General features: G+C 69.6%; 10 protein-coding genes. 2 read left to right on the top strand and 8 right to left on the bottom strand.

What is annotated here, in order from left to right; genetic code table 11:
- Window positions 1–19 precede the first annotated feature (19 nt).
- From NP777_RS04980 to NP777_RS04955, 6 genes are read right to left on the bottom strand one after another with little or no spacing between them, the layout of a single operon-like run.
- Entirely contained in the window at window positions 20–1,264 is a 1,245-nt protein-coding gene (locus NP777_RS04980; protein WP_256648805.1) for an LLM class flavin-dependent oxidoreductase, read from the bottom strand.
- Window positions 1,261–2,466: an acyl-CoA dehydrogenase family protein gene (locus NP777_RS04975; RefSeq protein WP_256648804.1), complete on the bottom strand. Its 1,206-nt coding sequence runs from the start codon at window positions 2,464–2,466 to the stop codon at window positions 1,261–1,263. Before NP777_RS04975 ends, NP777_RS04980 begins: the two co-directional genes overlap by 4 nt.
- A 16-nt stretch (window positions 2,467–2,482) precedes the next feature.
- Complete coding sequence (locus NP777_RS04970; protein ID WP_256648803.1) at window positions 2,483–4,144, bottom strand: dipeptide ABC transporter ATP-binding protein; 1,662 nt, start codon at window positions 4,142–4,144, stop codon at window positions 2,483–2,485.
- Entirely contained in the window at window positions 4,141–5,040 is a 900-nt protein-coding gene (locus NP777_RS04965; RefSeq protein WP_256648802.1) for an ABC transporter permease, read from the bottom strand. Before NP777_RS04965 ends, NP777_RS04970 begins: the two co-directional genes overlap by 4 nt.
- Window positions 5,037–6,077, bottom strand: a complete 1,041-nt coding sequence (locus tag NP777_RS04960) for an ABC transporter permease (RefSeq protein WP_256648801.1) — start codon at window positions 6,075–6,077, stop codon at window positions 5,037–5,039. Before NP777_RS04960 ends, NP777_RS04965 begins: the two co-directional genes overlap by 4 nt.
- Before the next feature lie 3 nt (window positions 6,078–6,080).
- Window positions 6,081–7,706 carry an ABC transporter substrate-binding protein gene (locus NP777_RS04955; protein WP_256648800.1) on the bottom strand — a complete coding sequence of 542 codons (1,626 nt, stop codon included), beginning with the start codon at window positions 7,704–7,706 and terminating at the stop codon, window positions 6,081–6,083.
- A gap of 724 nt (window positions 7,707–8,430) precedes the next feature.
- On the opposite strand from NP777_RS04955, the gene NP777_RS04950 reads away from it, so the two are divergent.
- Window positions 8,431–9,504: an LLM class flavin-dependent oxidoreductase gene (locus tag NP777_RS04950; RefSeq protein WP_256648799.1), complete on the top strand. Its 1,074-nt coding sequence runs from the start codon at window positions 8,431–8,433 to the stop codon at window positions 9,502–9,504.
- A 40-nt stretch (window positions 9,505–9,544) separates the two neighbouring features.
- Entirely contained in the window at window positions 9,545–10,585 is a 1,041-nt protein-coding gene (locus NP777_RS04945) for an aldo/keto reductase (protein ID WP_256648798.1), read from the top strand.
- A 10-nt stretch (window positions 10,586–10,595) separates the two neighbouring features.
- Here NP777_RS04945 and NP777_RS04940 read toward each other — a convergent pair whose 3' ends face one another.
- Window positions 10,596–11,723, bottom strand: a complete 1,128-nt coding sequence (locus tag NP777_RS04940; RefSeq protein ID WP_256648797.1) for an LLM class flavin-dependent oxidoreductase — start codon at window positions 11,721–11,723, stop codon at window positions 10,596–10,598.
- 107 nt (window positions 11,724–11,830) lie between these two features.
- Window positions 11,831–13,207: an NtaA/DmoA family FMN-dependent monooxygenase gene (locus NP777_RS04935; protein ID WP_256648796.1), complete on the bottom strand. Its 1,377-nt coding sequence runs from the start codon at window positions 13,205–13,207 to the stop codon at window positions 11,831–11,833.
- Between the last annotated feature and the right edge of the window lie 15 nt (window positions 13,208–13,222).

Below are 13,222 nucleotides of genomic sequence, written 5' to 3'. Positions count from 1 at the left end.
GTGTTCCGGCCCTCCTGGCCTAGCGGGTGGCTCCGGGTGCGGCGGACGCGTAGGACGGGCGCGGCAGGCCGGGCGCCTCCAGGCCGAGGTGGCCGCGCAGTGTGGTGTCGTCGTACTCGCGGCGGAAGAGACCGCGCCGCCGCACTTCGGGTATCAGCTGGTCGACGAAGTCGTCGAAGCCGGACGGCAGCACATCGGGCATCACGTTGAAGCCGTCGGCCGCGCCCTCCCGGAACCACAGCTCGATGTCGTCGGCGACCTGCTCCGGCGTGCCGACCACGATCCGGTGGCCGCCACCGCCGCTCAGCCGGCGCAGCAGCCGCCCGAGCGTCGGATTCTCCTCGTCGATGATGGCTTTGACGATCCGGTAGAAGGTCTGTGAACTGCCCGCCTGGTCCGGCGCGACCAGCAGCTCGCGCGGGATGGGTTCGTCGTCCGGCAGACCCTCCAGGGAGAAGCCGAGCTGGCCCTCGAGCCGACGGCGTGCGTAGGCGTCGGGAAGGATCTCGTCGAGCGTCTCGCGCCGCTTGCGGGCCTCTTCCTCGGTGCTGCCGAGTACGGTCGACAGACCGGGCAGGACGACGACGTCCTCGGGACGGCGCCCGAACTCCAGCGCTCCCGCGCGGATCTCGGCACGGAACGCCCGGGCATGGTCGATGTCCTGGTCCGCGGAGAAGATCACCTCGCCGACGCGCGAGGCCAGGCGGCGTCCGTCGCTGGATCCACCGGCCTGTACGACGACGGGGCGTCCCTGCGGGGAGGCGAAGGTCTTCCGCCGCGCCCACTGGTCGATGACCTGCTCGGTGAATTCCGCCGCGCGCCGGTACCGCAGGCCGTGCTCGGGCTCGTCGGTGCGCCCGAAGTTGCGTGCGGCGGCGGCGCCGGCGGTGGTGACGACGTTCCATCCGACCCGGCCACCGCTGAGGTGGTCCAGATCGCCCACCCGGCGGGCGAGTTCGACCGGGTCGTTGTAGCTCGACGACAGCGTCCCGATCAGTCCGATCCGCTCGGTCCGGGCGGCGATCCGCGCCAGCACGGTGGTCGGCTCCAGGTTGTTGCCGGGCCGGTGGCGGACGAGGGGCTCGAGGACCGGGCTGTCGGCCAGGAACACCGCGTCGAGCTTCGCCGCCTCCGCCTTCTCCGCGATCCTGGTGTAGTGCTCGATGGTGTAACTCGCCAGCCCGTCGGTCCCGGGGAAGCGCCACGAGCCGCCGAAGACACCGGCGTTGAGGATATTGACGTTGATGTGCAGTTGGCGAGTCACCGCTGCTGACCTTCCTGGGACCGTCGGCCGCGGTCGTAACCCCACGCGGGGGCGACACCGTTGACGATGAAGTCGCCCACGACTCTCGGCTTGTAGATGACCGGGTTGTGCGAGGCGAGGGTGCGGGCGTTGCGCCAGTGCCGGTCGAGGTGGACGCTCTCCCGGACCGCTGTCGAACCACCGGCGTTGAAGGCGATGGCCCCGGCGTCCAGGACGGCCTCGACGATGGCGGTCTGCGCGGCCGACACATCGACGTAGTTGGCGGCGTAGGCCTCCTCCGAACCGTCCCGGTCGGCTGCTTCAAGCCCCTCGGCAACGGCCCTGAGCAGGGAGTCCACGGTCAGCGCATGGGTGTGGAGACGGCCCACGACACCCAGTACCTCGGGGTCCTGGGTGGCCCGTTCGGCCAGCGCGTGCAGGCTGGTGCGGGCGCGGGACCTCACCACGGCGACGGTCTCGTCGACCAGGCTGTGGGCGATGCCGGCGAGGTTGGCCAGGTGCACCAGTTGCACGAACGACGGGAGGGACCGCAGGTTCTCCCTGAACCGGCCCAGTTCCCCGTTCCGCTCGACGGGGACGCGGTCGAAGACGGTCGTGCCGCTCCCCGTCAGACGCTGCCCGATCCCGTCCCAGTCCTCGGCGTGGGTGACGCCCGGATGCCGCGCGGGAACCACCGCGAACCAGCGGTTGCCGTCGTCGTCCGCGACCGCGACGCGGATGTGGTCGGCGAACAGCGAACCCGTGGAGTAGTACTTGGTACCGCTGACCACCTTCCGGCCGTCCACCTCATGGACACGTGTCGAGATACCGAAGTCCGGACTGGCGCCGGCCGCCTCGGACTGGGCGTTGCCGAACACGGCGCCCCGCGCGATCTCGCGGAGCCAGTGGTCGCCGGCCTCGGGATCGTCCGCGTGCCGCAGGATCTCCACCGTCGTGAAGTGACCCCGCAGGATCTGGGGGACGTTGGAGTCGGCCTTGCCGGCCTCGGCCAGCAGGCGGAACAGGGTGGGCAGGCCGACGCCGAAGCCGCCCTGCGCGATCGGCACGCGCAGTCGGCCGAATCCGGCGTCGGCCAGTTCGCGCACGGACTCGTACGGGTGCTTGCGGGACTGGTCACGGACACCGGCCTCCGCTTCCAGCCGCTCGAAGATCGCGCGGAACTCGGCCACCGCCGCTTCCAGTGCGGGGGACGCGTCGCTCATGGGATTCCTCCGGGGATCAGCGATGGGCCAGCCGCCGGCCGGCGATGGCACCGAGCAGCTCGGCGGTGTAGGGAGATGCGGGTCTCTCGAAGACCTGGGCGATGTCTCCCTGCTCCACGATCCTGCCGCGCCGCATCACCGCCACCCGGTCGGAGATCGCCCGCACAACGGCCAGGTCATGGGAGATGAAGACATACGTCAGCCCGAGCTCGCTCTGCAGCGTGACGAGCAGCTCGAGGATCTGGGCCTGAACCGACACGTCGAGCGCCGAGATCGGCTCGTCGAGTACGACGACCTTCGGCTCCAGCACGAGTGCCCGTGCGATCGCGACCCGTTGGCGCTGCCCACCGGACAGCTCGCGGGGGTGACGGTGGAGGAACGAGGCCGGCAACGAGGCCGCCTCCAGCGCGGCGGCCACCCGGTCACGGTTCTCCCGCCGGTGACGCCGCGAGGAACCCGCGGGCTGGAAGGAACGCAGCGGCTCCTCGACGACGGAGAGGACGTCGAACCGCGGGTCGAAGGACGCGTACGGGTTCTGGAAGACGATCTGGACGTCACGTCGCAGTGGGCGGAAGGCCTTGGTGCTGAGGGCGCCGAGCTGGGTTCCGAGCACGGAGACCTGACCGGCGGTCGGCCGGGTGAGGCCGGTGAGCACGCGTGCCGTCGTCGACTTGCCGCTGCCGGACTCCCCGACGATCGAGAAGGTCCGGCCACGCGGCACGGTGAAGGAGACGTCGTCGACCGCGGTGTGTCCGCCGTAGTGCTTGCTGAGGTTCGTCACCTCGACCGCGGGCTCCTCCGGGCGCTCGGAGGGTGCTCGGCCGGCCCTGTCCCTGGTGAAGCTCAGGCGTGAGGGCACGTTGTCCAGCAGGTGTCTGCTGTATTCGTCCCGCGGGTTCCGGACGAACGACGCCGTGGGCGCGAGTTCGGCCAGCCGACCGTCCCGTAGCACACCGACGAGATCGGAGCGGTCCGCGGCCACGCCGAGGTCATGGGTGATCAGCAGCACGGCGGTGCCGCTGCGGCGGCGCAGGTCATCGATGAGGTCGAGCACCTGGGCCTGGACCGTCGCGTCCAGGCCCGAGGTCGGCTCGTCGGCGACGATCACATCGGGTTCGGCGGCCACGGCGGCGGCGATCAGGACGCGTTGCCGCATACCGCCCGACAGCTCATGGGGAAACTGCCGGTAGCGCCGCTCGACGTGGTGGAAACCGACAAGCTCGAAGAGTTCGTGGACCCGTGCGCGCCGTGCCTCGGTGTCGAGGCTCGTGTGCAGGCGCAGGGCGTCTTCGACCTGCGGGCCCACCCTACGGACCGGATCGAGGGAGACCGTGGGGTCCTGCGGGATCAGGCTGATCGCGCGCCCCCGGAGTGCGCGCAGCCGATCGCCGGACAGGTCGCTGATGGTGCGTCCCTGATACCGGACCGCACCGCTGAGCACGCGGCCGCCTACGGGCAGCAGGCCCAGGATGGCGTGTCCGATGGTGGACTTGCCGGAGCCGGACTCGCCGACGAGCGCGAGCACCTGGCCCGGCCCGAGCTCGAACGACACGTTCCGCACGGCCGTCTTGGTGCCGTGCCCGGTCCGATAGCCGACGCTGAGTCCATCCACGGCCAGCACCGGACCGGGCGGTGAGGTGGCGTCTCGGGCGGCCCGCGGTGCCGCGTGGCTGCTCATCGTTTCTGCCTCTCTGCGAAGTGGCGGGCGAGATGGTTGCCGGCCAGCACGACCACGGCGACGGTCAGCGCCGGATAGACCACCAGGTAGGGCTTGCTCGCCATGAAGTTGCGGCCATCGGCGACCAGACGGCCCCACTCCGGGCTGGGCGGCTGGGCGCCGAGTCCGAGGAAGCTCAGCGACGCGATCCAGATGATCGCGACACCGAACTGGATGGTCACCAGCGACAGCGTCGGTCCCAGCGAGTTGGGAATCACATGGCGCAGCAGGACCGTCGGCGAGCGGGCGCCGCTCGCGACCGCCGCTTCCACGTACTGGCTGGTCTTGGCGCGCAGCACCTCGGAGCGGATGAGCCGGGCGAACGCCGCCGACGATGTGATGCCGACGGCGGCCGCCGCCTGCGGGATCCCGTATCCGAGAACGACCACGATCGTGATGGCCAGCAGGAAACCAGGAATGGACAGCACGACGTCGATCAGTCGCATCACGAGGGCGTCGATCCAGCGGCCGAACCAGCCGGCGAGGGCGCCGAAGACCGAGCCCACCGTGACACCGATGAGCACGGCCACCACCGAGCCCGACAGCGACGCGCGGGCGCCGTAGACGACACGGGTGAACTGGTCGCGGCCGAGCCGGTCGGTGCCGAACCAGTGCGCGCTCGACGGCGGCAGCAGCTTGTCCGTCGCCCCGATCGCCGTCGGGTTCGCGTGGGTGAACCATCCGGGGACCAGCGCCCAGAGGACCGCCACCGCGAGGATCGCCCCCGCCACCACGACCGACCAGTGGCGGAGCGACCACAGCAGTACCCGGATGGCACGGGTTCGCGGCGCCTCCGCGGGCCGCCCGGTCTCCCCCGCTCCGGCCGGCGGTGCCGGGTTCCCGACGGTCGCTGTCATCGCGTCGCCACCTCTTCCGGGAGCCGGGGAGCCATCGCCTCGTCCACGCCGGGGCCGACCGGCGTGGCCCCCGTCGAGCGTTTGATCCGCTTCGCGCGTCCGGCGAGAATGTCGGCCCGGATGCGCGGGTCGATGAGCGGATGGACCACGTCGACCACGAGGTTGACCAGGACGTAGCCCGTGGTGGCGACCAGCACCACGCCCTGGACGACGGGCAGGTCCTGAGTGTTGACGGCATTGAGGGTGATCTGGCCTATGCCGTTCCGTGCGAACACCGCTTCGGTGACGACCGAACCGGCGATCAGCTCACCCATGGCCAGGCCCAGCATGGTCAGCACCGGCAGGGATGAGTTCCTCAGAACGCCATGTCCGAAGATGTACCGCTCACCGGCTCCCCGTGCCTGAAGCACGTGGACGAAGGGCTGTCGCCGGGTCGCCTCGATCGAGGCGCTGAACACCTGGGACAGCGGTGCCGAGATCATGATCCCCAGAGTGAACGCCGGCCCCACCAGGGCCAGGAGGGTTCCGTTGTCGACGGCGGGAATCAGGTGCAGTTCGAACGAGAAGCCGGAGAGGATCAGGATCCCGACCACGAAGCTCGGCACCGAGGCGGCCAGGGCCGGGACGGACCGCAGAAGGGTCCGCAGCCAGTTCCATCGCGTGTAGCTCCCCGCGACCCCGACCGCGGCCGCGATGACCGCTCCGAAGACGAAACCGAGGGCCGTCAGCCGCAGGGTGCCGGGCAGCGCGTCACCGAGCAGATCCGATACCTTCACCCCGTTGCTCAGCGAGTACCCGAGGTTGCCGTGGAGCAGGGCGTCCAGCGCGCGAAGGTACTGGACGACCACCGGATGGTCGAGTCCGTAGAACGCCTTGAGGATCTTGCCGTCCTCCGGTGTCAACTGGTTCTGCGGGTTGTTGATCAAGTTGGCGATCGCGTTCCCCGGCAACGCGGTGAGCAGGATGAAGGCCAGGGTGTAGGCCGCCCAGAGGACCAGGACGGCATGCGCCAGGCGCTTGAGGAGGTGGCGGGCCATGAGTCAGGACAGCCAGGCGTCGTAGAACTGCGACCGGGCCACGGCCTCGGTCCGGAAGTCCTGGACGTTCGGCCGCAGGCCGAAGACCTGGGTCTCGTCGTACAACGGAATGGCGAGGGCGTTCTTGAGGACATAGTCCTGGACGGCCTTGATGTCCGCGGTGCGCTTCGCCGGGTCGAACTCGGCGACCTGAGCCTCGAGCAGCTTGTTCAGTTCGGGGAGCTTGGTGTAAGTCGCGTTGGTCAGGTCGCTGTGCCACTCGGAGCGGAGCACATCGGGCTCGGCGCGGGAGAGCTGGCCCTGGGTGAAGACGGTGTTCTTGCCGATCTCCGCCTCGTACTGGCTCATCGACGGGCTCTTGAGTCTCACCTCGACCCCGGCCTTCTTCCACTGCGACTGCAGCACTTCCACCACGGCCTGGGAAACCTGGTAGTACGGCGTGACATAGAGCGTGAACGAGAGCCGCTCGCCGTCCTTCTTCCGGATTCCGTCGGATCCGGGCTTCCAGCCGGCCGCTTCCAGGAGCCGCTTGGCCTTGGCGGGGTCGTACCTCAGATACGCGCTGCCGTCCGGGGCCTTCGGTGTGCCGTGGACGAGGAGGCTCTTGGCGACCCCGTAACTGGGCGAGAGCGCGATCTCGTTGATTTCCTTGCGGTCGGTCGCCGCCTGGAGCGCACGCCGCACCTCCAGGCTCCGGGTGGGTGCGTTCGCCGCCAGCGAGATGTGGAGCTGGTTGCTCTCACCCTGCGCCGGGAACGCCTCGACCCGACCGCCGAAGCCTTTGACCGTTTCCTCGTCATCGGGCGCGATATTGCGCACGACGTCGGCTTGTTGCGACTGCAGGGCGCCCACGGCGGTGCTCTGCTCCGGCACCGTCGTATAACGGATTTCCGACAGATACGCCCTGCCCTGGTGCTTGGAGCTCTTCGGCGCCCAGTTGTAGTCGTCGCGGCGCTTGAGGGCCACATTGGTCGTGCCATTGCCGCCGGCGACGACAAACGGACCGGATCCGATCAGGCTGGTGAGCTTGCCCTTGTCGTTCCAGTTCTTCTTGAGATAGGACTCGGCCAGAATGCCGGTCCGGTAGATCGAGAGAACCTGGAGGAAACCGGCGTTGGGCTTCGACAGCCGCACCTGGACGGTCCGCGGGTCGACCACTTTCGTGCCGGCGTAGTTCGCGAAGAACTCGTCCGGTGCGACGCCGAGCTTCTTGTCACCGAAGGCGTGCTGGTCGAGGTTGTCCTTGACCACCTTGGCGTCCAGTTTGCTGCCATCGCTGAACGTCACACCGGAGCGGATCTTGAAGGTGTAGGTCAGATGGTCCGGGCTGACCGTCCAGCTCTCGGCGAGCCAGGGCTCTATCTTCCCGGTCTTCGGATTCTGCCATGTCAGCCGGTCGGCGAGGTTGGTGGTCACATTGCTGTTCGACCACAGGGTGTTCGTTATCTGCCAGGCCTTGTAGTTCACCGGGTCGTAGAACCTCAGTGTGCCCCCGTACCGTGGCTTCCCCGCGTCGCCCGACGAGTTCGCGGTGTTCTGTGTGCCACCGCTGCAAGCCGAGAGCAGCAGGACTGCTGCCGCCAGGGCGGCGCCGTGGGGCGAAAGCGCCCGGCGTTGAGAGAGCTTCATGGCAGCGGGATTTCCTTCCAGGAACATGGTGTTGATGGGCGTTGCCGGACAGGGGCGACGCGGAGGTCCACATGGACATGAGACGGTGACGAGGCCGATCAGAACAAAAGCGGGCAGCACAGATCTCTTCGACGTGCCGTCGGGTGAAAGGGGGGACCGGCCAGGCCGCGTCAGGAACAAACCAGCATCTCGGTGAATGAGATGGGTGAGAAATCGGGAATCCGGCTCCCGGGTGGGCTCAAACGACCCGGGACATCAACACCGCGCGCTGCAAACCCGGAGCAGGTCGACGCAGCGTTCGCTGGTCAGCAGCGGATCGGAAGTCATGGGCAGAGATTCCGTGATGGCTCGCCACCCTGTCAACCACGTCTTGTCATACGGACGGGTAAACCGTCGCGGGGCCACTGCCGTCCTCATCACATCCGGCGATGTCGGGCCGGGGCCGCAGGGGACTCATTGACATTCGGAACACGCACACCGAGACTCGTTCACATGTGTGAGGTCCTGCTCCTTACGAGCGAGCGTTGTGTCGACCTCCTCCGCGTGTCCAGCGCGCGGTGTTGATCCCGCGTCGATTCCGCTCCACCGCGCCGACAGTCCTCCGGACACGCGCCGGCGCCCCCTGCCTGTAGGGACCGCTCGCCGGCCGCTGTGTGCGTACCACGCGCTCCGGTGACGCCGAACCCCCGGGCCCCGCACCGGGCAAACAGCGATCGGAAGCATCATGAGCCTGGAATTTCTCTGGTACATACCCAACACCGTCGAACCGGGCCACCGCGGCGACGACACGACATCAGGCTGGGGGTCCATCGAGTACTCGACCGACCTTGCCCGATCGGCAGAGGACCACGGCTGGAGCGGGGCCCTGCTCGGCACCGGATGGGGGCGCCCGGACACCTTCACCGTCGCCACGGCGCTGGCCGCCCGGACCACGACGTTCAAGCCCTTGATCGCGATCCGTCCCGGCTACTGGCACCCGGCGAACTTCGCCAGTGCGGCGGCCACGCTCGACCAGCTCAGCCGGGGACGCGTCCTCGTCAACATCGTCAGCGGGCTGGACAACCCGGCCGCCTACGGCGACACCACTATCGAACCCCCGCAACGGTACGCCCGCACACAGGAGTTCCTGCATCTGGTGCGGCGGCTGTGGACCGAGGAGGACGTCACCTTCCACGGCGAGCACTTCCAGGTCACCGGCGCGACCGTCACCCCACGCCCGTACCCCACCGGCGGCAGACCACATCCGACGCTCTACTTCGGCGGCGCCTCCGAGGCCGCCGAACGGGTGTCGGCGGCCGAGGCCGATGTCCAGCTCTTCTGGGGTGAACCCCTCGACGGGATCGCCGAACGCCTCGACCGGCTCAAGGCGCTGAGCGAGCGGGTGGGCCGACGGCACAAGCCACTGGAGTTCGGGCTGCGGATCACGACACTGGTGCGCGACACCACCGAGGAAGCATGGCGGGCCGCCGAGGAGAAGGTGGCGAAGATGGCAGCCGGCGCGGGCGAGACCACATGGACGGGAAACCGCAGGACGGCGGTCGGGCAACAGCGGCTCTTCGACCTCGCCCGGCGCGGAGAGGTGCTCGACACCTGCCTGTACACCACCCCGGGAAAGTTCGGCGGTGGCGGAGCGGGGACCACCTGGCTGGTCGGCTCCGCCGACGATGTCGCCCGCGCGCTCCACGCCTACCGCAAGCTCGGCATCACCCACTTCGTGCTGTCCGACACCCCCTACAAGCAGGAGATCGGCCGGATCGGCGACCAACTGCTCCCCCTGCTGCGCGATTCCGCCCCGTGACCGGCCTGCCGTGCGGAAACCAGGAAAGAAGGCACCAGCGATGACGGCGTACCGGACCCTCGGCCGTACGGGCGTGAAGGTCAGCCCGCTGACCCTCGGCGCCATGAACTTCGGCGCACGGGGCAATCCCGATCACGAGGACGGCATCAAGATCATTCATCTGGCCCTGGACACGGGCATCAATGTCATCGACACCGCCGACGTCTATTCCCAGGGCGAGAGCGAGGAGATCGTGGGCAAGGCCCTCGCGGGCGGCCGACGCGACGATGTGTTCCTCGCGACCAAGTTCCATGGCCGGATGGGCGACAACCCCCTCCACGAGGGCAACTCCCGCCGCTGGATCTTCCGGGCCGTGGAGAACAGCCTGCGCCGTCTGAACACCGACCACATCGACCTGTACCAGGCCCACCGGCCCGACGAGGCCACCGACTTCGAGGAGACGATCGGGGCGCTCACCGATCTGGTCCACCAAGGCAAGATCCGCTACTTCGGAACATCGGTCCACTCCCCCGCACAGATCCTGGAAGGCCAGTGGATCGCCGAGCGACGGGGGTTCTCGCGACCCGTCTCCGAACAGATCCCCTACTCGCCGCTGGTCCGGTCGGGCGAGCGCGAGGTGCTGCCACTCGCCCAGAGGTACGGCCTCGGCGTGCTGGCCTACGGGCCGCTGGCGGCGGGGTGGCTGTCGGGCAGGTACCGGGTGGGGGCCCGGCAGCCGGAGTCCTACCGCAAGGACTGGATCCCGGGCCGCTACGACATCGCGGCGCCGCACAACGCCGACAAGCTCGCCGCCGCCGATGCCCTGGCCAGGCTTGCCGAGGAGGCCGGACTGCCGCTGATCCATCTCTCGGTGGCGTTCGCCCTGAACCACCCCGCCGTCTCCTCGGTGATCGTCGGCCCGCGCACCCGTGAACACCTCGACACCTACCTGGGCGCGCTGGACGTGCGGCTCACCGCCGACGTCCTCGACCGGATCGACGAGATCGTGGCGCCGGGGCACGTCTTCCACCTGCGGGACACCGGCGCCGTTCCGCCGGCCGTCGCCGATCCCGCACGACGCCGGCGCCCGCCACGTCCCTGACCCCCTCTGCTCAGCGGCGTCGCCACTCCTCGGCGAGCAGTTCGTAGGAGCGCACCCGGTCGGCGTGGCGGTGGGTGATGGTGGTGATGAGCAGCTCGTCCGCGCCGGTGGCCTCCTGGAGTTGTTCGAGCTGGTCGGCGACGCGCGCGGGCGAGCCCACGAACTGGGTGTCCACGCGGTCGGCGACCAGTTCCCGGTCCGCGTCGGTCCAGGCGTGGGCGCGGGCCTGTTCGGGGCTGGGGAAGGGAATGGCGCCCTCGGCGGTGCGGATGCTGCGAACCCATGGACCGTAGCCCGCGGCGCGGTCGCGGGCGGTCGCGTCGTCCTCGGCCACCACGACATCGGCGGAGACGCTGACGTACGGCTTGTCGAGCACATCGGACGGCAGGAACGCGGCGCGGTACGCCTCGGTGGCCTCCAGGACGGTGGCCGGGCTGACGTGGTAGTTGGCGGCGAAGCGCAGCCCGCCCCGGCCCGCGACCTGGGCGCTCCGGCCACCGCTGCTGCCCAGGATCCACACCTGCACCTCGGCGCCTTCGCCGGGGATCGCGTGTGCCTCGATCCCGTCGGCGGAGCGGTAGTCGCCGCGCAGGAGCGCGAGGATGTCGTCGATCTGTTCGCCGTAGTCCTGCGCTTCCGCGCCCGGCTGCTGGAGGAGTCGCCGCTGGAGGGCGATACGGGGCGATCCGAGCAGCCGCTGTTGGGAGAACTTGGGCGGGATGCGCAGGCCGTTCGGGGTGCGTCCGCCGATGACGGGTGTCGTGGTGGGCGCCGCGTCGCCGGTGCGCTCGGTGGGACGTCCGCCGGACCGGCCGAGCCCGAGGTCCAGCCGTCCGGGGTGCAGGGCGTCGATCAGGCCGAACTCCTCGACGGTGGACAGAGCGGTGCGATGGCCGAGCTGTACGGCCCCGGAGCCCAGGCGGATCGTGGAGGTGGTGGCGGCGGTCAGGGCCAGGACGACGGCGGGCGAGGTCCCGGCCACGCCCGGGTTCAGGTGGTGTTCGGCGAACCAGTAACGCGCGTAGCCGAACCGCTCCGTCCGCTGGGCGAGGTCGATGCTGTTGCGCAGCGCCTCGGCGGCGGTGGAGCCGGAGGAGATGGGCACGAGGTCGAGGACCGCGAGGGGGATGCCGGACATGGTCGGGGTGTCTCCTCAGCGGTCGGCGGGTGTCCCTGCGCCGGGCACGGCGCGGGCGGGGTCGTGGCCGTATGCCACCCGGCGGCCGGGGGTGCCGGCCAGGGACGTCATGACGCGGCCCGTTCCTGCTCCGCCCCGGTGCCGGGGTGGGCCAGACCGAGGTGGTCGCGCAGGGTCGTGCCCTCGTACTCGGTGCGGAACACGCCACGCTCCTGCAGCAGCGGGACCACGGTGTCCGCGAACACGTCCAGTCCGCCGGGGGTGATGTGCGGTACGAGGATGAAGCCGTCGCCGGCGTCGGCCTGGACGAAGGAGTTGATGGTCTCGGCGACCGTGGCCGGGGAGCCGATGAACGCCTGACGGTTGCCGGTCTCGATGACCAGGTCGCGGATGGACCACTTGTTCGCCGCCGCCAGCTCCCGCCACTCCCGGGCGACGGCCAGCGGATCGCGGTACATCCGCACCTGGGCGCGGCCGCGGGCGACGGTGTGCTCACCGGGGTCGGGGTCGATGTCGGGCAGCGGGCCGTCCGGATCGTACGCGGACAGGTCGCGGTTCCAGACGAACTCCAGGTGTTTGATCGCGGTGGCGCCGCTGACCTGCTGGCGGCGTACCTCGTGGGCCAGTTCCCGCGCCTCGGCGTCGGTGTCGCCGAGGACGAAGGTGGCGGCGGGCAGGATCAGCAGCTGGTCGCGGGTGCGGCCGTGGCGGGCGAGCCGGCCCTTGACGTCCGTGTAGAACGCCTGCCCTTCCTTGAAGGTGCTGTACCGGCTGAAGATGGCGTCGGCGCCGGCCGCGGCGAACTCCCGGCCTTCCTCGGAGTCACCCGCCTGGAAGATCACCGGGCGGCCCTGCGGGCTGCGCGGGACGTTGAACTGCCCGGCGATGTCGAAGTGCGGTCCCTGATGGGCGAAGGCTCCGGCCCGCGCGTCGTCGAGGAAGGTGCCGGACGCCTGGTCGGCGACGATCTCGTCGCCCCGCCAGGAGTCGAACAGCTCGGTGGCGGTGGCCAGGAACTCCTTGGCCCGGGAATACCGTTCGTCCTGCGGGAGGAAGCCGCCGCGGCGGAAGTTCTCCCCGGTGAAGGCGTCCCATGAGGTGACGACGTTCCACGCGGCGCGCCCGCCCGACAGGTGGTCGAGGCTGGCGAACTGGCGGGCCACCTCGTAGGGCTCGTTGAAGGTGGAGTTGATGGTGCCGGTCAGGCCGAGGCGGTCGGTGACGGCGGCGAGAGCGGACAGGACGGTGAAGGTGTCCGGCCGTCCCACCACGTCCAAGTCGTAGATGTTCCCGCCCTGTTCGCGCAGCCGCAGCCCTTCGGCGAGGAACAGGAAGTCGAACTTGGCGCGCTCGGCGGTGCGCGCGAAGTGGGCGAACGAGCTGAACTCGATATGGCTGCCCGCCGCCGGATCGCTCCACACCGTGGTGTTGTTGACGCCGGGGAAGTGGGCCGCCAGGTGGATCTGCTTGAGCGGTGTGCTCATGGTCGGTGGTCCCTC

It is taken from the genome of Streptomyces rugosispiralis (genome assembly GCF_024505145.1).
Classification (GTDB): domain Bacteria; phylum Actinomycetota; class Actinomycetes; order Streptomycetales; family Streptomycetaceae; genus Streptomyces; species Streptomyces rugosispiralis.
Note: the sequence above shows the minus strand (reverse complement) of the source record. Positions and strands in the feature narration are given on the sequence as shown.